This window comes from Amycolatopsis sp. NPDC051061 (genome assembly GCF_040682935.1).
In the GTDB taxonomy this organism is placed as follows: domain Bacteria; phylum Actinomycetota; class Actinomycetes; order Mycobacteriales; family Pseudonocardiaceae; genus Amycolatopsis.
The window spans coordinates 307,807-328,551 of the sequence record NZ_JBFBBZ010000004.1 but is presented as its reverse complement, the minus strand read 5'-3'; the positions used below and the strand labels follow the sequence as shown (position 1 = coordinate 328,551).

General features: G+C 70.9%; 18 protein-coding genes and 1 pseudogene. 13 read left to right on the top strand and 6 right to left on the bottom strand.

Annotated features, from left to right (window positions below):
• Nucleotides 1–105 precede the first annotated feature (105 nt).
• The gene (locus AB0N03_RS08020; RefSeq protein WP_364367111.1) at nt 106–852 is read right to left on the bottom strand and encodes an AraC family transcriptional regulator; all 747 of its coding nucleotides are present in this window, start codon (nt 850–852) and stop codon (nt 106–108) included.
• A 455-nt stretch (nt 853–1,307) separates the two neighbouring features.
• Between AB0N03_RS08020 and AB0N03_RS08015 the strand changes: the two genes are divergently transcribed.
• Both AB0N03_RS08015 and AB0N03_RS08010 read left to right on the top strand, forming a co-directional pair.
• On the top strand, nt 1,308–1,505 hold the full coding sequence (locus AB0N03_RS08015) for a hypothetical protein (protein ID WP_364367108.1): 198 nt from the start codon (nt 1,308–1,310) through the stop codon (nt 1,503–1,505).
• Nucleotides 1,506–1,857: 352 nt separating this feature from the next.
• Complete coding sequence (locus AB0N03_RS08010) at nt 1,858–2,463, top strand: response regulator transcription factor (RefSeq protein WP_364367105.1); 606 nt, start codon at nt 1,858–1,860, stop codon at nt 2,461–2,463.
• Between the two features lie 27 nt (nt 2,464–2,490).
• Here AB0N03_RS08010 and AB0N03_RS08005 read toward each other — a convergent pair whose 3' ends face one another.
• Complete coding sequence (locus tag AB0N03_RS08005; protein WP_364367102.1) at nt 2,491–4,839, bottom strand: histidine kinase; 2,349 nt, start codon at nt 4,837–4,839, stop codon at nt 2,491–2,493.
• 281 nt (nt 4,840–5,120) lie between these two features.
• The gene (locus tag AB0N03_RS08000) at nt 5,121–5,579 is read right to left on the bottom strand and encodes a DUF899 family protein (RefSeq protein WP_364367099.1); all 459 of its coding nucleotides are present in this window, start codon (nt 5,577–5,579) and stop codon (nt 5,121–5,123) included.
• A 206-nt stretch (nt 5,580–5,785) separates the two neighbouring features.
• Here AB0N03_RS08000 and AB0N03_RS07995 point away from each other — a divergent pair, with 206 nt between their 5' ends.
• Nucleotides 5,786–6,406, top strand: coding sequence for an L-threonylcarbamoyladenylate synthase (locus AB0N03_RS07995; RefSeq protein ID WP_191307835.1), 621 nt, complete (start codon nt 5,786–5,788; stop codon nt 6,404–6,406).
• Here the strand turns inward: AB0N03_RS07995 and AB0N03_RS07990 are convergent, their stop codons facing one another.
• On the bottom strand, nt 6,407–7,108 hold the full coding sequence (locus AB0N03_RS07990) for a maleylpyruvate isomerase family mycothiol-dependent enzyme (RefSeq protein WP_364367096.1): 702 nt from the start codon (nt 7,106–7,108) through the stop codon (nt 6,407–6,409).
• A gap of 133 nt (nt 7,109–7,241) precedes the next feature.
• Here AB0N03_RS07990 and AB0N03_RS07985 point away from each other — a divergent pair, with 133 nt between their 5' ends.
• Both AB0N03_RS07985 and AB0N03_RS07980 read left to right on the top strand, forming a co-directional pair.
• A complete protein-coding gene (locus AB0N03_RS07985; protein ID WP_191307832.1) occupies nt 7,242–7,631 on the top strand; it encodes a YciI family protein in 390 nt (129 codons plus the stop codon).
• On the top strand, nt 7,628–8,854 hold the full coding sequence (locus AB0N03_RS07980; RefSeq protein ID WP_191307830.1) for a DUF6596 domain-containing protein: 1,227 nt from the start codon (nt 7,628–7,630) through the stop codon (nt 8,852–8,854). Before AB0N03_RS07985 ends, AB0N03_RS07980 begins: the two co-directional genes overlap by 4 nt.
• A gap of 90 nt (nt 8,855–8,944) precedes the next feature.
• Here the strand turns inward: AB0N03_RS07980 and AB0N03_RS07975 are convergent.
• Together AB0N03_RS07975 and AB0N03_RS07970 are read right to left on the bottom strand one after the other, a co-directional pair.
• Nucleotides 8,945–9,641: pseudogene (locus AB0N03_RS07975) on the bottom strand (winged helix-turn-helix transcriptional regulator).
• Entirely contained in the window at nt 9,638–10,498 is an 861-nt protein-coding gene (locus AB0N03_RS07970) for an AfsR/SARP family transcriptional regulator (protein WP_360685712.1), read from the bottom strand. Before AB0N03_RS07970 ends, AB0N03_RS07975 begins: the two are co-directional and overlap by 4 nt.
• A gap of 492 nt (nt 10,499–10,990) precedes the next feature.
• Here AB0N03_RS07970 and AB0N03_RS07965 point away from each other — a divergent pair, with 492 nt between their 5' ends.
• From AB0N03_RS07965 to AB0N03_RS07930, 8 genes are all read left to right on the top strand, one after another.
• Complete coding sequence (locus AB0N03_RS07965) at nt 10,991–11,899, top strand: AraC family transcriptional regulator (protein ID WP_364367091.1); 909 nt, start codon at nt 10,991–10,993, stop codon at nt 11,897–11,899.
• A gap of 32 nt (nt 11,900–11,931) precedes the next feature.
• Nucleotides 11,932–12,927: a DUF1702 family protein gene (locus AB0N03_RS07960; RefSeq protein ID WP_364367088.1), complete on the top strand. Its 996-nt coding sequence runs from the start codon at nt 11,932–11,934 to the stop codon at nt 12,925–12,927.
• Between the two features lie 107 nt (nt 12,928–13,034).
• Entirely contained in the window at nt 13,035–14,018 is a 984-nt protein-coding gene (locus tag AB0N03_RS07955; protein WP_364367085.1) for a DUF1702 family protein, read from the top strand.
• Entirely contained in the window at nt 14,015–15,988 is a 1,974-nt protein-coding gene (locus AB0N03_RS07950) for a VCBS repeat-containing protein (protein WP_364367082.1), read from the top strand. The genes AB0N03_RS07955 and AB0N03_RS07950 overlap by 4 nt, the downstream gene beginning before the upstream one ends.
• A gap of 4 nt (nt 15,989–15,992) precedes the next feature.
• On the top strand, nt 15,993–17,000 hold the full coding sequence (locus AB0N03_RS07945) for an enediyne biosynthesis protein (RefSeq protein WP_364367079.1): 1,008 nt from the start codon (nt 15,993–15,995) through the stop codon (nt 16,998–17,000).
• A complete protein-coding gene (locus AB0N03_RS07940; RefSeq protein WP_364367076.1) occupies nt 16,997–18,382 on the top strand; it encodes a cytochrome P450 in 1,386 nt (461 codons plus the stop codon). The genes AB0N03_RS07945 and AB0N03_RS07940 overlap by 4 nt, the downstream gene beginning before the upstream one ends.
• A gap of 34 nt (nt 18,383–18,416) precedes the next feature.
• Entirely contained in the window at nt 18,417–18,986 is a 570-nt protein-coding gene (locus AB0N03_RS07935; RefSeq protein ID WP_364367073.1) for a DUF5987 family protein, read from the top strand.
• Nucleotides 18,983–20,635, top strand: coding sequence for a GMC family oxidoreductase (locus AB0N03_RS07930; protein ID WP_360685688.1), 1,653 nt, complete (start codon nt 18,983–18,985; stop codon nt 20,633–20,635). The genes AB0N03_RS07935 and AB0N03_RS07930 overlap by 4 nt, the downstream gene beginning before the upstream one ends.
• Nucleotides 20,636–20,745: the final 110 nt, after the last annotated feature.

Genomic DNA, 20,745 nt, shown 5'->3' with positions numbered 1-20,745 from the left:
GCAATTTCCGCCGCCCGGAATGCCGGCGATCGGCGCCGTCCCCACGACGCGCGATCGCCGGCCGGAAGCCCGGCGTGACCGCCTTCCCCGGTTCGGCGGACGCGTTCAGACCGCCACGGGCCGCCGGACGGCCGACGGCCGCAGGTCCGGCAGCGCCAGCAGCACCGGCGGGTCGAAGCTGTGGCGCGGCCGCAGCCGTACGTCGGCCAGCACGGCGGTGACCCCGCGGTGCACCGGCACCGGGCCGGCGAGCCCGGTGTAGGGCCGTGGCCCGCGGTCGTCGTCGTAGCCGGCGGCGAAGGTGTGGGCGATGACGTACCAGGCGCCGGGCGGCACGTCGGCCAGCGCGTACGGTCCCGGCCCGGACAGGATCGCGTACCGCGCGGGACGGCCTTCGGTGATCTTCGCCGGGAACAAGCCGACGAATACGGTGCCGGCGGTCCCGTACGGGCAGCGGACGTTCCCGCGCAGCGTGCTGCCCGAGGGGGCCTGGTCAGCGCGTTCGGGGATCCGCGGCGGCAGGCCCCTGGTCTGCCGGTAGCCGCTCGGCGACAGCCCCACGCTGCCGCTGAAGCGGGCGCTGAAGGTGCCGACGCTGTTGTAGCCGACCTGGTGGCTGATGCCGGCCACGGAGATGCTCGTCGTCGCGAGCAGCCGTTTGGCCTCGGCCAGCCGCAGCGCCGACAGGAACCGGCCGGGGGAAAGCCCGGTCGCCCGCAGGAACACACGGGTGAAGTGGAACTTGCTGAACATGGCGGCCCGGGCGAGGTCGTCGACGGTGAGCCGGTCGCCCAGGTGGTCCCGCATGGTCGTGATGGCGCGCGCCATGGCCTGTCGTACGACCTCGTCCATGGTGGCCCTCCTCCCCTCGCCTGGCGTCGGTGGCCGCGTTCCCCTGTGAAACGCGTGACCGCTGGCGGAATGCTTGTCGACAAGAACTCTAGGTCGGACGCTGTCTACTTCTTAAGTGCTCAGTGCACCGTTCCGGATGGGTTTCGCACGGGCCGGACATGCGTTTTGCATATGGCCCGCCTACCGCGGTTTCCGGCGGCCCGGCCGGGTATGTCCTCCGATGGATGGCCGTGCGTTCCCGTCGCGTATCGCGGCGGCGCGAACGCGAAAAGTGAGCGAAACGGCGTTATCCGGTCGTTTGCTGCCCTCTGCTACTCCATTCGGGGCAGTCGCCGCGCTGCGTGGAGCAGGCATAAATCACATATGCCCGGTGATGTGGGCACTGGTTCCCGACGGTCCGCGAGCGGACTATTTATGGTACGTGAAGCTTTCTACTTCGCCACTGGGAGACCTCAATGTCCGCACGTATTTCCGCTGACGTCCGCGCGCTTTTCGTCGATCTGGGGGTCGAGGTCGAAAACGCCGATTCGATCGAGACCGGTCTCGTGATCGACTGTTTCGAACAATGGGGGAGCCGCGTCGACTCGAGGGTGTGCTTCTCCGTTTGCGGGACGAACAGCGAAGCGCTGCGCGACGCGGAACTCGCCGCGTGAGCCCGTTCCGGCTGCCGTCCGCACTGGTCCGGGCCTGAGGGAGCCGGTCTCCCGGGTGCATTCGCCCCGGAGGCCGGCTCCCTCGGCGTGCGCCTGACATCCACTGGCGACAGTCGATGGGAAAATTTCCCACCATGCACCTATTGCTTTTCTACCTTCGGTAGTCGTCCGAGCGCGTCCTGCTGTGGCTTTTCTACCTTCGGTAGTCGTCCGAGCGCGTTCTGCTGTGGTCGGATCGAATTGCTTCGAGGTTCACGTGCATTTTCCGAGGTGAACCCTCTTGGCCCAACCGGGAGTCCCGCGGAAATGTTTAACTGAGGCCCTGGGGAGTTGTGAAGGCGGAGGGCGCCTCGTGATCAAAGTGCTCGTGGCTGAAGACATGCACATAGTCCGGAGCGCGCTCGTGGCGCTGTTGCGGCTGGAGCCCGACATCGAGGTGGTGGCCGAAGTCGCTTCCGGGACCGAGATCCTTTCCGCGGCCCGGGCCAGCGAAGCGCACGTCGCCATCATCGACATCGACCTGCCGGGCAAGGACGGCCTCACCGCGGCCGGTGAGCTGCGCGAGCAGCTGCCGTGCTGCCGCACCCTGATCCTCACCGGCCTGGGCCGTCCGGGCACGCTCAGGCGCGCGCTGGACGCGCGGGTGAGCGGGTTCCTGCTGAAGGACGCGCCGCCGGGCGAGCTGGCCCACGCGGTCCGCGGCGTCGCGGCCGGACGGCGGATGGTGGACGGCGACCTGGCCCTGGCGGCCTGGGACAGCGACGACTGCCCGCTGACCGGCCGCGAGCTCGACGTGCTGCGGCTGACCTCCCAGGGGTACGGGACGGTCGAGGTGGCGGCCCGGCTGTACCTGTCGGCGGGCACGGTGCGGAACTACCTGACGACGGTGGTGTCGAAGCTGGGGGCCCGCAACCGGGTGGACGCGATCCGGCTGGCCCGGGAGTCCGGCTGGATCTGAAGCGCCGGTCGCCCGGGAAACCGGCTCTCAGACGGGTACCACGGCGCGCAACCGGAACCGGCCGTCGTCCACCACACCGGCGGTGAGCTCGCCGCCGAGGTCGGCCACCCGGTGGGACAGGTTGCCGATGCCGCTGCCCGACGCGGTGCCGGGCCGCGCGGCTCCGTCGTCCGCCGGATCGGCCGGGGTGACCGGGCGCGGGCCGGACCGCTCGACGCCGTCGTTGACGATCTCGAGGCTGACTCCGCCGTCGACCCGGTGCAGGGCGATCTCGCAGGTCTCCACCCGGCTGTGCCGGAGCACGTTCGTGACGCCCTCCCGCAGCACCACCGCCAGTACCGTGCGGACCGGCGCGGGCAGCTCGTCCTGGAGCATCTCCATCCGGACCCGGACGTCGGCGGCGGCGAGCACGGAGCGGGCCGAGCGGGACTCGCTGTCCAGGGACAGCTCCCGGTAGCCGCTGGCCACCGAGCGCACGTCGGAGAGAGCCTGCCTGGTCAGGCCCAGGATCTCGACCAGCTCCTCGGCCGCCCGGTCGCGGTCCAGTGGCAGCACCCTGGCCGTCAGCTCGCTCTTGAGCGCGATCGCCGAGAGGCTCATGCCGAGCAGGTCGTGCAGGTCGCGGCCGAAGCGCAGGCGCTCCTCGGCGACCGCGGTCTCGGCCAGCCGCCGCCGGCTGTGGTTGAGCTCGGCGACCAGCCGGACCAGCCACAGCATGCCGAACACGATGAGCCCGACCATCACCGTGCCGGCGGAGAACGTCACCGCGTAGAGGGCGTCTTCGCGGGCCTGCCCTGCGACGTACTCGAGCCAGAGGTAGAAGCCGGCGTTCGCGGCGAAGACCAGCCAGCCGGCGACCGGGGGCAGGACCAGCAGCGCGCAGCCCATGAGCAGCGACGGCCAGCTCACCCAGTCCCGTTGCAGCGGCAGCATCGGGAGGTAGATCAGGCAGGCCTGGACGAACAGCATCGCGATGCTCTGGCCCGAGCGCAGCCGGGTGGAGGGGCGGTTGAAGTAGGCGAATTGCAGGGTCAGCAGCGCCGCCAGCGACCCGGCGACGAGCGCGATGTGCCAGCCGTTCGTGGTCAGCAGGAGCTCGTGCACGACGGCCATGAGGCCGAACAGGGTGAAGATGACCGGCAGGAGCACCCGGACCCGCCTCGCCTCCGCGTCGGCCGGCTGGGTGCCGTCGTCGGTGGACGGCGGCTCGACCCGGTCCGGCAGCGGCAGCTCGACGAGCAGCCGGAACCGGCCGTCCTCGCCGATACCGCTGCGCACGGTGCCGCCCAGCGCGGCCACCTCGTCCGGCAGCCGGGCGAGTAGCTCGGACTCCGCGGGCAGGTCGTCGGGGCCCACGCCGTCGTTGACGATCTCCAGCGACACCCGGCCGTGCCGCTGCTGGACCGCGATTTCGCAGTGTTCGACGTCGCTGTGGCGCAGGACGTCGGTGACGCCCTCCTGCAGCACCTTGGCGAGCAGGGTGCGCGCCTGGACCGGCAGGTCGCCCTGGTCCAGGTGGATCCGCACGGCGATGTCGGAGGCGGTCAGCAGCGACTGGGCGGTGCGGAACTCCTTCTCGAGGGACGCGCGGTAGCCGTGGGACACCGCGCGGACGTCGGAGAGCGTGCGCTGCGCGATGGCGGTGATCTCGGCCAGCTCGGCCTGCGCCTGCTCGCTCGACTTGCGCATCAGGCGGTGCACCAGCTCACCCCTGAGGGCGATGGCCGAGAGGCTCATGCCGAGCAGGTCGTGCAGGTCCCTGGCGAAGGCCAGGCGCTGCTCGGCGACCGCGCGGCGGGCGAGCTCGGTCCGGGCCAGGTGCAGCTCGCGGATCATCCGGGCGACCAAAGGAAGCTGGGCGAAGACCAGGCTGTAGACGGCGAGGCCGAGGACGGTGTAAACCGCCTCCAGCGGAGTGTCGTAGCGCAGCTCGATCCACAGCACCGCGGCGAGGTTGAGGCCGAAGAGGGGCCACGCGAACCGGGCGGGCAGCACCAGCACCACCGCGCCGCCGAAGAAGACCGGCATCGCTGACCACATGGCGTCGAAGGTGAAGACCGGCACGTAGCCCAGCAGGGCCAGCACGACCAGCAGGACCCGGCTGGTCCTCGTGTCGAGGCGGACCGACGGCCTGCTGAAGTGGAGCAGCTGGATGGCGAGGAGCAGCGCGACCGCGAGGATGGCGTAACCGGCCGCGACCGGGCTCACCGACTGGGGGATGAGGCCGGCGAGCAGCACGGCCCCGAAGCCGGCGACGACCACGGTGATGATCGAGCCGGCGAGGTAGGTCGCCAGCTTGGGCCGCCGGTCGACCGCGCTCGTGCCCCAGGGCGCGGAAAGGGCGCCCGAGCGGTTCGAGTCGACGACCGGAGACATGCGCAACGATCCTCCGGTGTCGTGGCGTCGCACGGAGTGGGTTCGGTGACCCGGGCTGAGCTCGGTCTGCATGCTTCCGGCCAATCCTATCTCATCCCGTCGGCTCGTATTACCAATTACCAATCCGGCCCGAAAGTAGGCCGCCCCCTGTACTGCACGTAACCGTTGTTACCAAGCCATTCGGCCGTGACTGTGGCCGGATCGGCGACGATCGGCACAGTCGGCGAAGAGTGGCCGTGCCGCCGTGCGTCCGGCTCCGGCCGAACGTCCGGTCCGCTTCGTCAGCCGCGGCCCCGGCCCCGCGCGACACCGGCCAGCGCGAGGAAATCCAGGTACGGCACCGCGATCGAGCCGGTGTGCAGCACGGATCGCCCGTCCTGGCGGAAGAAGCTCAGGCCGGGACCGTCGTCGTCGTGCTCGCCGGGGCCGGCGCCCTCGAGGCGGCGCGTCGCCGGGAAGTCCGCGGCGAACCCGGTGTCCAGCGCCGAATACACCGGCAGGTCCCACCCGAAGTGCCTGCGGTACTGCTCGATCTTCGTGTAGGGGGCGTGGGAAACGATTACCAGGCGGGTGTCCCGGGTGTGCAACGCGGCCGAAAGCTCTTCGGCGGAGGCGACGGCGGCGGGCCGGCTGCGATCGGGGACGGTGTGGTGCACCAAGAGCCGTCGATGCCCGTCGAACAACCCGGTCAGGGTGACCGTGCCCGCGGGCCCGGCGAACCGGTACGCCCCGGCCGGCACGGGGCGTGGCCCGGGGTGGGGCCTGCCGGGTCAGGCCGGGCAGCGCCAGTTCGGTCATGATCGCCTCCTGGGTACGGTGTGCCGGTGCCCACCGCGCATTGTGCGCCCGGACGCCGGGCCAGGTCACCGGTTCGCGAGCGGGCAGAGCAAGGTGGGAGACGCGGGCCGCCGGGCGCGGCCGCGGGCCGGGCCCTAGGCTCGCGGCCATGGCGAAGTACTTCGACGTGCACCCGGACAACCCCCAGCGGCGCGCCATCGGCCAGATCGCGGACCTGGTGCGGCGCGACGGGCTGATCGCCTACCCGACCGACTCGTGTTACGCGCTCGGGTGCCGGCTCGACAACCCCGAGGGCCTCGACCGCATCCGGGCGATCCGCAAGCTCGACCGGCGGCACCACTTCACGCTGGTCTGCCAGGACTTCGGACAGCTGGGCCAGTTCGTGCACGTGGACAACGCGGTCTTCCGGGCGATCAAGGCGGCGACGCCGGGCAGCTACACGTTCATCCTGCCGGCCACCAAAGAAGTGCCGCGGCGGCTGATGCACGACAAGAAGAAGACCGTCGGCGTCCGCATCCCGGCACACGTGGTCACCCAGGCGCTGCTGGCCGAACTGGGCGAACCGCTGGTGTCCAGCACGCTGCTGCTGCCGGACGTGCCGGAACCGCTGACGCAGGGCTGGGAGATCAAGGACGAGCTCGACCACGTGCTCGACGCGGTCGTGGACTCCGGTGACTGCGGGGTCGAGCCGACCACGGTGGTCGACTTCTCCTCGGGGGAGGCGGAGATCGTCCGCCGCGGCGCGGGCGACCCGGACCGCTTCGCCTGATCAGTCCGATTCGGACGTCCACAGTGGATTTCTGTGCTGCTGCACCAGTTCCAGCCATCGGCGGGCGCGCGGCCCGGTGGCTTCGACGGCCAGCCCGGCGGCCGGGCGACGGCCGGTGAACAGCAGGCAGAAGTCTTCGGCACGGCCGGAGATCCGGTCCGCCGCGTCGGCGGGGCCGAATTCCCAGAGCGTCCCCGACGGCGCGGTCAGCTCGAACCGGAGCGGCCCGGCGGGCGGCCCGCCGTGCCCAGCGTAGACGTCGCCGCTGGTGCGGACGCCGTAGTAGGCGACGTGGCCGATGGCGTCGTCGCGCGGGAGCCGGGCGCCGAGCACATCGGCGATGTCCTGGCCGCGGGCGAACAGGACCGTCAGCAGCGCCGCCGCCAGCAGGGACGGCCGCAGCGGGCCACCGGGCCACGGGACGTCCCCGGCCGCGGTGGCCAGCAGCTCGACGGCCTTGCGGTGCTCCGAACGCCAGGCGAGCACGGCGTCGCCGAGCAGGCCGGCGTCGGTGATCCGGGGAGCGGGCCCGGTCCCGGTGCCCTCCACGGCCAGGACGACCCGCCGCGCGACGACCGTCAGTTCGGCGAGGTGGGCGGCGACCGCGCGGGCGGACGGCAGCGGCAAGGCTCCCGCGTGGGCGTGCACCAGGTCCGCGAGGGCGTCCGCCCCGGCCTCCAGATCGGCGTACACGTCGGACATGGTTGCGGCCTCCGTGGCTGATCGGCGCTGAGGTGTCGATGCTGCTCCCGGGCCGCCGCCGCGGGCGACTCGTGGGTTGCGGTCCCGGATCGGCTATGTTCGGGACCGGCAAGGCCGGATCCGGGGAGGACACGTGAAGTACCTGCTGGCGATGTACATGAACCCCGACGTCTGGGAGGCGCTGTCCGAGCAGGACAGGGACGAGGTGATGAGCGGCCACGGCGAGTTCATCCGCCGGATCCGGGAGTCAGGGGAGATGATCAGCACCCAGGCCCTCGACGCCCCGGCCCGCAGCGCCGTCGTCCGGGTGACCGACGGGGTCCCGGCGGTGACCGACGGGCCGTTCATCGAGTCGAAGGAGTTCCTGGCCGGGTTCTACCTGGTCGAGTGCGCCTCGCCCGAGCGCGCCTACGAGGTGGCCGCGATGATCCCGGACGCCGGGATCAAGGGGCTCGGCATCGAGGTCCGGCCGGTGGTGTTCTTCGCCGACGCCGAAACCGAATCCGGGTTCACCGGCGGGTGAGCGCGTCCGTCGGGGAGCGCCTGCGGCCGCTGGTGCCCCAGGTGCTCGGTGCGCTCGTGCGTCGGTACGGCCAGTTCGACGCGTGCGAAGACGCCGTCCAGGAGGCACTGCTCGCCGCGTCGCAGCAGTGGCCCGCCGACGGCGTGCCGGACAACCCGTATGGCTGGCTCGTCGCCGTCGCGACCCGGCGGCTCACCGACCACTGGCGCAGCGAAAGCGCGCGGCGGCGGCGGGAGGAGTCCGTCGCGGTCCGCGAGCCGGTGGTGGCGCCCGGGCCGGACGACGACCGGCCGTCCGACGAGGACGACTCGCTCACCCTGCTCTTCCTCTGCTGCCACCCGGCGGTCTCCCCGCCCTCGCAGGTCGCGCTGACGCTGCGCGCGGTCGGCGGGCTGACCACGGCGCAGATCGCCAAGGCCTTCCTCGTGCCCGAAGCCACCATGACCCGGCGCATCACGCGGGCGAAGGAGAGCATCGCGGCGGCAGGCTCGACGTTCGGCGAACCGGACCCGGCCGACCGCGCGGAGCGGCTCCGGGTCGTGCTGCAGGTGCTGTACCTGATCTTCAACGAGGGCTACGCGGCCACGTCCGGGACGGACCTCCAGGCACCCGAGCTGGCGCGCGAAGCGATCCGCCTGACCCGCGGGGTGCACGCGCTGCTGCCGGACGACGGCGAGGTGGCGGGCCTGCTCGCACTGATGCTGCTGACGGACGCACGCCGGCCTGCGCGGGTCGGTCCCGAAGGCGAACTGGTCCCGCTCGCCGAGCAGGACCGCGGGCGGTGGGATCGGGCGATGATCGCCGAGGGCGCCGGCCTGGTCCGCCGTACGCTGGGCCGCCACCCGGTCGGCCCGTACCAGGTGCAGGCGGCCATCGCCGCGCTGCACGACGAAGCGCCCAGCGCGGAGACCACGGACTGGCCGCAGATCGTCCAGCTCTACGCGGTGCTCCAGGAGCTCGCGCCGAGCCCGGTGGTCACGCTGAACCAGGCGATCGCGATCGCGATGGCGGAGGGGCCGGAACGGGGGCTGGAGCTGCTGGCCACCCTGGCGGACGACAGCCGGATGAAGCAGAGCCACCGCCTCGACGCGACCCGGGCCCACCTGCTGGAACTGGCCGGCGACCACGAAGCCGCCCGAACCCACTACCGCCGCGCGGCGGAGGCGACCGCGAGCCGGCCCGAGCAGCGTTATCTGCTGGGGCGGGCTGATCGGCTGGGGTGACTCGCGCGCGTGGCCGGGCCGAGCGGTTGCCGCGGCCCGGCACGGGCTCGTGGGCGGCCACCGCGGGGGTGGCCACCCACGGCACTGTCCTCAGTGGACGACGATGCCCTCCTGCGGCGAAGGTGCCGCGGTGATGCGGAAGAGCCGGGCGAACAGCTCCAGGTCGGCCAGCCTGCCGTCGATCGCGATGCGGCTCGTGCGGACCGCCTCCGCGGCGCTCGTCTGGCCGCCGATCACGTCGAGGAGGACCCGGCCGCGGTCGGCGTGGATGACCAGGTCCGCGTCCGGGAGGCGGCCCTCCGTCACCTTCAGCGCGCCGTCGTCGACCATCGCGTGCAACGTCATCGTGTCGTGGTAACGGATCTCGAACGTCGCTTGCACGCCGTCGGCGGCGTCGCTCTGGAACGTCGTGTAGAGCGAAAGGATCGCCGCGTCCAGCGTGAAGACGTCCTCCGGGTCACGGCCGTTCAGCGAGCGCGCTCCCCACAGCCCGAGGTCCAGCAGGACGTGGTCCAGCTCGCTGCCGTACTCGGTGAGCTCGTACACCACGCTGGCGTCCAGGTCGGGTCGCACGCGCCGGCGGACGACCCCGGGACTTCTCCAGCTCGTTGAGCCGGGCCGAAAGGATGCTCGGCGGGATCTTCGGGAGCCCGGCCTGCAGCTCCGTGTACCGCTTCGAGCCGAGCACGAGGTCCCGCACGGTGAGCAGTGCCCACCGCTCACCGACGAGCTCCATCGCGCGGGCCACTCCGCAGAACTGGCCATAGGTACGGGTTTGTGCGGTCATCGGTCTTCACTTCGTGCGGTGGGGTGGAACTGGTTGTGGTCGCCCTCGGAGATGAGCTCGCGGTGCAGCAGCTGCAGGTCGTCGCACGGCTCGACGCCCAGCTCCTCGGCGAGCCGGCGGCGCAGGTCGCGGAACACGGCCATCGCGTCGGACCGGCGGCCACTGCGGCCCAGCACCCGCATCAGCTGCCCGTGCAGTGCTTCGTCCAGTGGGTTGCCCACGGTCAGCGACCGCAGCTCGCCGATCAGCTCGCGGTGCCGTCCGCTGGCGATCTCCGCCTCGACCAGCAGGTGCAGCGTGGTGCGGTGCTGCTCGGCCAGCTGGGTCACGTACGACTGCAGCACCGGTCCACAAGAGACGTTCGCCAGCGGCGGGCCCGACCACAGGTCCAGCGCCTCGCGGAACCGGCCCGCCGCGTCGTCGTGCCGCCCGTTCCGTTGCAGGACCTGCCCTTCGTGCTGCAGCCGGTCGAAGCGGAAGACGTCCACCTGCGCGGGGTCGATGCGGAAGACGTAGCCCGGGTTCTTGGTGACGAGCAGGTCGTCGGCGTTCTCCGCGAGCCCGCTCTGCTGGATGCACCGCCGCAGGTGGTAGACGTAGGTGTGCAGGGTGGTCCGCACCGTGCGGATCGGGTCGCTGGCCCACAGCTCCTGCATGATCGAGTCGGCGTGGACCAACCGGCCCGGCCGGACCACCAGCAAGGCCAGCAGCTGCAGGACCTTCGGTGTCGTCGGCGCGTAGTCGACGCCGTCACGCAGGAGGCCGAGCGGGCCGAGGACCGTGAAGCGGACGACACTTTCGGATGGTTCCCGTGGCCGCGGGGTTGCCCCGGCCGCTAGCCTAGTTTCGGAGTACATTGCCGAACGCCTCCAGTGTGCAGCCGTGTGCCGGCTCCCCAGTAGTGCCGCGTCAGGACCGATGTACTCCCGATGTACCGTCGATCCCCCGGCTGTCCACATTCGAATGTGACAGAGCGGCCGGGGTGCGGCCAGTGAGCCGCCCACCAGAGTCGAACTGTGTTTCTCCGCCCGGACCCGTGCGTTCCGCACGTTTCGCGGCTGCGTGCCGCGGACTCCCGACCCGGCCGGATTGGCCGTCCGGATCATGCCGCCCGGCCGGGCGAACGGCGGAAGGCCGGTGCTCACTCGCCGTGTCGGGACAGCTTTCACAACGGATCCGTGCGAAGTGCACGACGGGAGCCGTGCCCTTCGCACGGGTTCGGCGTTCCCCGCCGACAGCGCCTTCTCCGGTCTCCGTCGAGGCTCGATCGGTCGTCCACAGACCCGCGACATCCGGCGTCTTACCTGACGGCCAGGGAAATTCAAGCGGAGGAATTCGAGGTTGGACTGATGATCTTGCGATCGGTTGCGTCCACGGGGGCGCAGTGGGAGGCCGGCGAGCCACCGGAGGACGCGGACCGGCTCAGACGCGAACAAGCCGTCCAGCCGGCGATCCTGCGGGCGATCGAGCTGCTGCTCGAACGCTACTTCGAGCCCATCACCCTGTCGGCGCTGGCCGCCGAGGTGTACGTGAGCCCCTTCCACTTCTCGCGCATCTTCGCGAAGGCGACCGGGGTCACCCCGGGCCGGTTCCTGACGGCCGTGCGCCTGTTCGAGGCGAAACGGCTGCTGCTGACCACTTCCCTGACCGTGTCGGACATCGTCTGCAGCGTCGGCTACAGCAGCGTCGGCACCTTCACCAGCCGGTTCGTCCGGGCCGTCGGCATGACGCCGACCGAGTACCGCGAACCGGACGTCGGCGAGCTGCTCGTCGCGCACTCGGCGTACTTCCAGCGGCTGCCGTCGCAGCAGTCGCTGCGCGAAGCCGGCCGCAGCTGCGCTTCGCAGCCGATGGGCACCGGCCACCTGGACGTCGACCTGGTGGTGCCGGACGACGCGGCCCCGGCCACCGTTCTCGTCGGCGTGTTCGCCGACAACGTGCCGCAGCGCGGCCCGGTCGCCTTCGACGGCTCGGCCAACACCCGGTCCGGGCGGTTGACCGTGCACGGCGTGCCGGAGGGCAACTGGACCGTGATTGCGATCGCCGACCACAGCATGCACGCCAAGAGCGGCCCCGCTTTCACGGTCGGGACCGCCTCGGCCGCCGTGTCGCCGTTCGACCCGCAGGGCGTCACCGTCCGGCTGCGGCGGCCCGCGCTGACCGACCCGCCGATCGCGATCACCCTGGCGTCCCGGCCGACGCCGTCGAGCCGGCAGCAGTTCGCCACGCAACGGCCGCACCTGCGCGCCGTCGCCTGAGCCCCGTTCCCCCGACCGACAGGAAGATCCGGATGTCGACTCTGCTCGGCGTGCTGCGCAAGCGCGTGCTCGCTCCCTCCCTCGCGTCCGTCGGCTTCGCCGAGCGCGGGTTCCCGGTGGTGCACACCGACGCCACGGCCCGCCTGGAAGCGGTGCCGCAGGCGGTCGTGTGCGGGTTCGAATGGGCCATCGAAGGCGCGTCGCTGTGGGAGATCGAGCGGCGCCTCGCGCTGATCGAGCCCGAACAGCGCGGGTTCGCCTACGAGGGCGCGACGATGGGCTACTCGATCCTCGACGCCATGCCCGGCGGCGGCTCGGACCGGACGCGCGAGCTGCTCGAAGGGCCGGGCCGCCCGCACATCTTCCTGACCTACATCGGGATCGGCTTCGCGATGGCGCGGCTGCCGCGTCCACTGTGGAAGAAGATGCTGCCCGAGCTGACCGGGGTGGCCTACCACCCGGTGATGAGCTGGCTCGCCGTCGACGGCTACGGCTTCGACCGCGCCTACTTCGACACCGGGAAGTGGGTGGAGCGGCAGGCCGCCCCGGAGCCCTACCCGTGGGCCGGCCGCCCGGAGTACTTCCCCCGCGCGTTCGACCAGGGGGTCGGCCGCGCGCTGTGGTTCATCCACGGCGGGAACCCGGACGCGGTGGCCGCCGCGGCCGGCCGGTTCGCCGAGCACCGACGGGCCGACCTGTGGAGCGGGATCGGGCTCGCCGCGACGTTCGCGGGCGGCAGTGACCAGCTCGGGCTGGCGCGGCTGCGCCGGGCGGCCGGCGGGTACCACGACGAGCTCGGCCTGGGCGTCGTGTTCGCGGTGAAGGCGCGGACCTACTCCGGGTACGTGCCGGAGCACACCCACCTCGCGTGCGGTGCCCTGGTCGACCTGACCGTGCAGGAGGCGCAGAACCTGGCCGACCGCACCGAGCGCGCCGACGGCGACGACGGGCCGGAACCGCCCTACGAGCTGTGGCGGGAGCGGATCCGGCAGGAGCTCCGCCCGGCCGCCGCGCGCCGGGCGAGCTGAGCGGTGATCGCACGCAACCGTGGAGTAGACCGCCGACCAGCGGATCTGTGATCGTGGAATCGACGAGCAGAACCAAGTCCCATTCGACCCGTGAGGGGGAGAGTGCGTTGGGCAATGGCTGGCGCGCGCTCAGACGCCGCATCCTGACACCGAACGTTTCGGAGACCTCGCTGGAAAAGCGTGGCTTCCACCGCAAGAGCCCAGCCGCTCAGGAACGGCTCGAGACGATCGGCGAGAAATTCCTCCTTGGCTACGCACATGCGGTCGAGGCGCGTTCGGTCGAGCAGGCCGAAGAATGGCTCGAGCGCATTCCACCGCAGTTCCGCGGCTTCGCTTACGAAGGCGCGGGAATGGGGTACGGCGTCCTCGACGGGCTGCCGTTCGGCAAGAGCACGAACGTCGCCGAGTTCCTGGCCGGCCCCGGTGAGAAGCACGACTACATCATCTACGTCGGGGTCGGCTGGGCCATGTGCCGGCTCCCGCGGTTCGCGTGGCCGAAGGCCTCGGCGTTCGACCCGCTGCTGCGCTGGCTCGTGCTCGACGGCTACGGCTTCCACCAGGCGTACTTCAAGACCGACCAGTACATCCGGCAGCAGTACCAGGAGCCGGGCTTCTCCTGGCCGGACCGGCGCTACGACGGTTACGCCCTGCGCGCCATCGACCAGGGCATCGGCCGGGCGCTGTGGTTCATCTGCGGTACCGACGTCGAGCTGGTGACGAAGACGATCGAGGAGTTCCCCGAGTCGCGCCACGGCGACCTGTACGCCGGGGTCGGGCTGGCCTCGACCTACGCGTGCGGGGTCACGGCCGACGAGCTGGCGGAACTGGTCGACCGGGCCGGCATCCACCACGGGCCGCTGGCGCAGGGAAGCGCCTTCGCGGCCGAGTGCCGGGTGCGCGCGGGCCTGATGATCCCGGAGACCGAGATGGCGGCCCGGGCGATCTGCGGCCTGCCTGCCGAACGCGCGGCGGCCATCACCCAAGAGGTCCGGCCGGACGTGGTCGTCGACGGCGACGACGTCCCGGCGTTCGAAATCTGGCGGCGGCGGATCGCCGACGAAGTCCTGACGCACGGAGGTGTGCACGAATGACCGCGACCTTGGGCCGGCTGCGCAAGCAGCTGGCGGGCATCGTGGCGCTGGCGCTGATCTTCAGCCTGTTCCTGGTCGCGCGGCTGCCCAGCGTCTCCGCCGCCGAGCAGGACTCGATGGCGAGCAAGTTCCACTTCACACCGATGTCGATCGCGCTGCCCGCGGCGAAGAAGGCGCAGTCGATCCGCACGGTGAACAAGGAGTACGAGGACATCGCCGCGTGGATCTCCTCGGTCGGCGCCGCGATCGCGCTCAACGACATCAGCGGCACCGGCAAGGCCAACGACCTCTGCCTGGTCGACACCCGCAGCGACCAGGTCGTGATCACGCCGTCGCCGGACTCGGGCCCGCGGTACGCGCCCTTCGAGCTCGATCCCGCGCCGGCGCTGCCGACGTGGGACTACATGGCGCCGATGGGCTGCGTCCCCGGTGACTACAACGAAGACGGCCGGACCGATGTGCTGGCCTACTACTGGGGCCGCACTCCCGTGCTGTTCCTGCAGAAGGCCACCGCGACGAGGTTCGACGCGTCCGCGTTCCAGCCGGTCGAGCTCGTGGCGGGCAACCACCGCGGCCCGGACGGGAAGTACAACGGCCCGATGTGGAACACCGACTCCGCCACCATCGGCGACTTCGACGGCGACGGGCACGTCGACATCTTCATCGGGAACTACTTCCCGGACAGCCGGGTCCTCGACCCGAACGCCGACGGCGGCGTCACCATGAACCAGTCGATGTCGCACGCGCTGAACTCGGGCGCGAAGTACATCTACCGCTGGACCGGTGCCGCGTCCGGCGCGAACCCGAGTGCGCAGTACGTCGACGCTTCGCAGGGCATCCCGGAGAGCGCCCGGTTCGGCTGGACGCTGGCCTCCAGCGCGACCGACATCGACGGCGACAGCCTGCCGGAGCTCTACATCGCCAACGACTTCGGGCACGACCGCCTGCTCTACAACAGGTCCACTCCCGGCAAGATCGAGCTCGCCGAGGTCACCGCCGTCCGCGGGATCACCGACCCGAAGTCGAAGGTGCTGGGCAACGACTCGTTCAAGGGCATGGGCGTCGACTTCGGCGACCTGAACCACGACGGGCTCTACGACCTGTTCGTCAGCAACATCACGACGTCGTGGGGCATCGAAGAGTCGAACTTCCAGTTCATGAACACCGCGAAGAACGCCGCGGACCTGCGCAAGCAGCTGCAGGACGGCGTCGCGCCGTTCGAGGACGAGAGCGGCAGCCAAGGCACCGCCTGGTCCGGCTGGGGCTGGGACGTCAAGATCCAGGACTTCAACAACGGCGGCGAGAACCAGATCGCGCAGGCGACCGGGTTCGTCAAGGGCGAGGTCAACCGCTGGCCGAACCTGCAGGAGCTGGCCACGGCGCACGACGGCATGCTGTCCAACCCGCTCTGGTGGCCGAACGCCCGCGCCGGTGACGACATCGGTGGCGACCACACCCTGCACTTCTTCGTGAAGAGCGCGGACGGCCGGTACACCGACCTCGCGCCGCAGCTGGGGCTGGCGGTCCCGGTGCCCACCCGCGGTATCGCCGTCGGCGACACCGACGGCGACGGCCTGCCCGAGTTCGCGGTGGCGCGGCAGTGGGAGGCGCCGATCTTCTACCACAACGACAGCCCGAACCCCGGCAAGTACCTGCAGCTGAAGCTGACCACCGACGCCCCGGTGGCGCCCGGCCCGCTGCCCGCGGCCGGCCCGCCCGCGATCGGTGCCCAGGCCACCGTGACGACCGCGGACGGCAAGAAGTACCTCGGCCGGGTCGACGGCAGCAGCGGGGAGGCCGGCCGGCGCAGCTTCGACATCCAGATCGGCCTCGGGCACGACGTCAGCGGCCCGCTCGACGTGCACCTGCAGTGGCGGGACCGGACCGGGCAGCTGCGGACCCAGAACCTGAAGGTCGAACCCGGTTGCCACATGTACCAGCTCGGCACCACGGCGAAGGAAGCGATGTGACGTGATGGCCACCCCGACTCTGACCAAAGTGGACACCACGCCACCCAAGCGGACCGACAAGGTCACCACCGCGCTGCGGCGCTTCGCGATCTCGATCACGATCTTCAACATCGTCGGCTACACCGTGCTCGGCTTCGAGCAGCCGTGGCTGTACCCGTTCGTCGCGCTGGCGACCGCGTACACCACGGAGATCCTGCTCGAAATCATCAACGCCCGCGTCACCTCCCGTGCGGTCCGCTTCAAGGGCAACGGGTTCAAGGGACTCATGGAGTTCCTGCTCCCGGCGCACATCACCGGGCTCGCCCTGAACATGCTGACCTACGTCAACGACCGGATCCTCGTGATGATCTTCGGGGTGGTCGTCGCGGTCGGCACGAAGTGGATCCTGCAGGCGCCGGTGTACGGCCGGATGCGGCACTTCATGAACCCGTCGAACTTCGGCATCACGATCATCCTGCTCGTGTTCCCGTGGGCCAGCATCGCCCCGCCGTACCACTTCACCGAGCAGATCCCCACCTGGGGCGGCTGGCTGATCGTCGGCATCATCCTCGTGTCGGGCACGGTGCTCAACGCGCTGCTGACCGGCCGGATGTTCCTCATCGCGGGCTGGCTGAGCTTCTTTGTGATCCAGGCCGTCGTCCGCGGCTGGCTCTTCGGCACGTCGATCCCCGGCGCGCTGGCGATGGCCACCGGTGTCGCGTTCGTGCTCTACACCAACTACATGGTGACCGACCCGGGCACGTCGCCGTCGAAGCCGGGCTCGCAGTTCGCGTTCGGGGCCGGGGTGGCGCTCGCGTACGGGTTCTTCACGGCCGTGCACGTCGCCTACGGGCTCTTCCTGGCCACCGCGACCGTCTGCCTGATCCGCGGCATGTTCCTGTGGGGCCTGCACTTCTCGAACAAGGCGCGGATCAAGTTCGAGGCCGAGCAGGCCGAGCAGAAGGCCAAGCTGGAGATCGCGCCGCCGCCGGCGGAAACCGGCGACCAGAAGCCGGGAGCCGTCGCGGCATGACCGGTCCCCAGTACCGAGCCCGGGCGGCGCGCACCGCGCCGCCCGGGCCGCCGCGCCGGGCGACCCTCCGGTTGCTGAAGCAGCTCTTCACTGACCGGCTCGCGCTCATGGGCGACAACGCCGAGGCCTACGGCGACGTCGTCCGCATCGCCATCGGCCCGAAGGCGATGTACCTGGTGAACCACCCGGACCTCGCGAAACACGTCCTCGCGGACAACGCCGCGAACTACCACAAGGGCATCGGCCTGCAGGAGGCGCGCCGGGCCCTCGGCGACGGCCTGCTCACCAGCGACGGCGAGACGTGGCGCGAGCAGCGGCGGACCATCCAGCCGGTGTTCCAGCCCAAGCGGATCGCGCGGCAGGCCGCCGTCGTCGCGGCCGAAGTGGACGCGCTGATCAAGCGGCTCGGCGCGCACGACGGGCCGGTCGAGATCCTGCACGAGATGACCGGGCTGACCCTCGGCGTGCTCGGCAAGACGCTGCTCGACGCCGAGCTCGGCGGGTACGAAACGCTCGGCCACTCGTTCGAGGCAGTGCAGGACCAGGCCATGTTCGAGGCGGTCACGCTGAGCGCGGTCCCGCAGTGGGTGCCCTTGAAGAAGCAGCTGGAGTTCCGCACCGCGCGCGACGAGCTGCGCCGGATCGCCGACGAGCTCGTCGAGCAGCGGCTGGCGAACCCGGTCGAGAACGGCGAAGACGTGCTGTCGCGGCTGATCGCGTCCGGGTCTGCACAGGGCGCGTCGCGCGAACGCATGCGGGACGAGCTGATCACCCTGCTGCTGGCCGGGCACGAGACGACGGCGAGCACGCTCGGCTGGGCCTTCCACCTGATCGACGAGCACCCGGAGGTCGGCGAGCGGCTGCACGCCGAAGCCGTCGAGGTGCTCGGCGACCGGCTGCCCGGGAACGAGGACCTGCGGCGGCTCACCTACACCGTGGCCGTGGTCGAGGAAGTCATGCGGCTGTACCCGCCGGTGTGGCTGCTGCCGCGGATCGCCCAGGCCGACGACGAGATCGGCGGGTACCACGTGCCGGCCGGCTCCGACGTCGTCGTGGTGCCCTACACCCTGCACCGGCACCCGGGGTTCTGGACCGACCCGGAGCGGTTCGACCCCGGCCGGTTCGACCCGGCCAACCCGGCCGGGCGGCCGCCGCGGTACGCCTACCTCCCCTTCGGGGCCGGGCCGAGGTTCTGCATCGGCAACAGCCTCGGCGTGATGGAGGCGGTGTTCGTAATCGCCATGGCGGCACGGGACCTGGAGTTGCGCAAGGTGCCGGGCAAGGTCGTCGACCCCGAAGCGATGCTCTCGCTGCGGGTGCGCGGCGGGCTGCCGATGACCGTGCACCGCCGGGAACGGACGCGGCGGGCCGAAGCCGCCTGAGTTCATTGTGGACATTCGACGAGGAGGTAGGCCGGTGCAACCCGAGGCCACCGAAGAAGAACGCGTCAACACCATGACCCTCGAGGCCTACGCGGACACGATCGTGCCGGGGGAGAAGCGGTACGAAGGTGACCGGGCGATCGCCGGGGCCGCGCCCGGCCCCGGTTCGGTGGCGGCGGGCGCGCTCGAGCTGCTGCACTTCGACGCGACCGGCGTCACCGTCGGCCTGCCCTACCTCGCGCAGTCGCTCAACGATCACGCGAAGGCCTACGCGGGCGAAGCGGAGCTGTCGCTCGATCACGACGTCCCGCCGTTCGTCGCGCTGCCCTACGAGCACCGCCGCGAGCTGGTGCGGCGGCTGACCGCACCCGGCCACCCGGAGAAGGACGGCTGGGTCAGCCTCGCGCTGTTCTGCAACATGGCCTTCGACAGCGCCGCGCACAAGCACACCGCCGACGCCATCCGCGAGGGTCACCCGGGCCTGCTGGCGCTGGGCTACACCGCACCGGACGCCGACGGGTTCTGGCGGTTCCCGAAGTACGGCTACGGCCGCAAGCTGGCCGAACTCCACCCCGACACCACGCCTTCCGGGAGCCCCGCATGACTGCCATCGACAAGACCGACGTCCTCATCGTCGGCAGCGGTTTCGGCGGGTCCATCCCCGCCTACCACCTCGCCGCCGGCGGGGCCAAGGTCACCGTGCTGGAGCGCGGGCCGTGGCTGGCCGCGGCCGACTTCGAGCACGACTACCTGCTCGGCTCGTCCTACACGCGGGCGTTCGACTTCGTCGTCGGCGACGGGATGAGCGTGCTCGGCGGCAACTGCGTCGGCGGCGGCAGCGTCGTGTACTTCGCCGCGATGCCGCGGGCGCCGAAGTTCGTCTTCGAGCGCCACGGCAGCATCGGGCGCCGGATGTGGCCCTGGGTGATCAACCGCGACTCGCTCGAGCCGTGGTACGACCGGGTCGACGAGGCGCTGCCGGTGTCCAAACAGGACTGGAGCGACGTCTCCTACGCCGGCGGGCTGTGGGCCGCGGCCTGCAACCACTCGGGCCGGACGGCCAACCCGGCGCCGGTCGCGGTCGACAACGACACCTGCGTCAACTGCAACTTCATGATGGCGGGCTGCAAGTTCGACGCCAAGCGTTCGATGCTGACGAACTACCTGCCCGCGGCCCTCGCGCACGGCGCGGAGATCCGCCCGCTGCACGAGGTCCAGCGGCTCGAGCGCACCGAGGACGGTGACTACCGCGTCTACTTCGACCTGATCGACGAGGAAGACTACCGGATCCACACCGGCAGCGGCGTGATCGAAGCGAAGATCGTCATCATCGCCGCCGGCGCGGGGGCCACCCCGGTGATCCTGCAGCGCTCGGAGGCCGCGCTCGGCACGATGCCGCACGGCGTGGGCCGGTACTTCTCCGGCAACGGCGAGCGGCTCAACACCGCGATCATCGACGAGGACCGCGTCCGCGAGGTGCTTGGACTGTCCCGTGAGGACGGTCCGGTCTACTCGGCCAACCACATCGGCAAGGGCCCGACCGTCGCGAACTGGGACAAGCTCGACGGGTCGCTGCCGGAGTACGAGCGGTACTCGCTGGAGCAGTTGTACTTCCCGCCGGGCCTGGGCACCATCCTCGCCCAGGTGCCCGGCGGCGAGGAGCCGCGCTGGTTCGGGGCGGAGAAGAAGGAAATCCTCAAGCAGTGGGCCAACTGGCTGACGATCTTCCTGATGACCGAGGACGACAACGAAGGCGTGTTCGGGGCCCCGCCGCCCACCGGGAACGCCTACCGGATCTCGCAGCAGATGCTCGGCCGCGGCCCGCTGCGCTACGAGCCGACGACGAACACCCGGCGCGGCTGGGCGCTGGCCGACGCGGACTGCAAGGCGATCATCGAGAAGGACGGCCTGGCGAAGGTGGCCCCCTGGACGAACGACGTCGTCGGGGCGTACACGGTGCACCCGCTGGCGTCCTGCCGGATCGGGGACGACCCGGCGACGTCCGCGCTGCACCCGAACCACGAGCTGCGCAACCACCCGGGCATCTTCGTCACCGACAGCGCGTCGGTGCCGGGCGCGCTAACGGTCAACCCGGCGATGACCATCGCCGCGCTCGCCGAGCGGTCGATCCCGGGCATCGTCCGGGCCCTGCAGGCCCGCGACATCGACGTCAAGTACGGCGCGCCGGCTCCCGACGGCTCGATCACGGGCCGCCGTGCGGTGTCCAAACTGGACCTGGTCGCCGGGAACTGAGGCACGAAACCCGGAACTCGCGTGATCGAAGCCGGAACTCGCGTGATTCGGCGCGGTACGGCTCCAATCACGCGAGTTCCGGCTCTGATCACGCGAGATCCGGCTTCCGG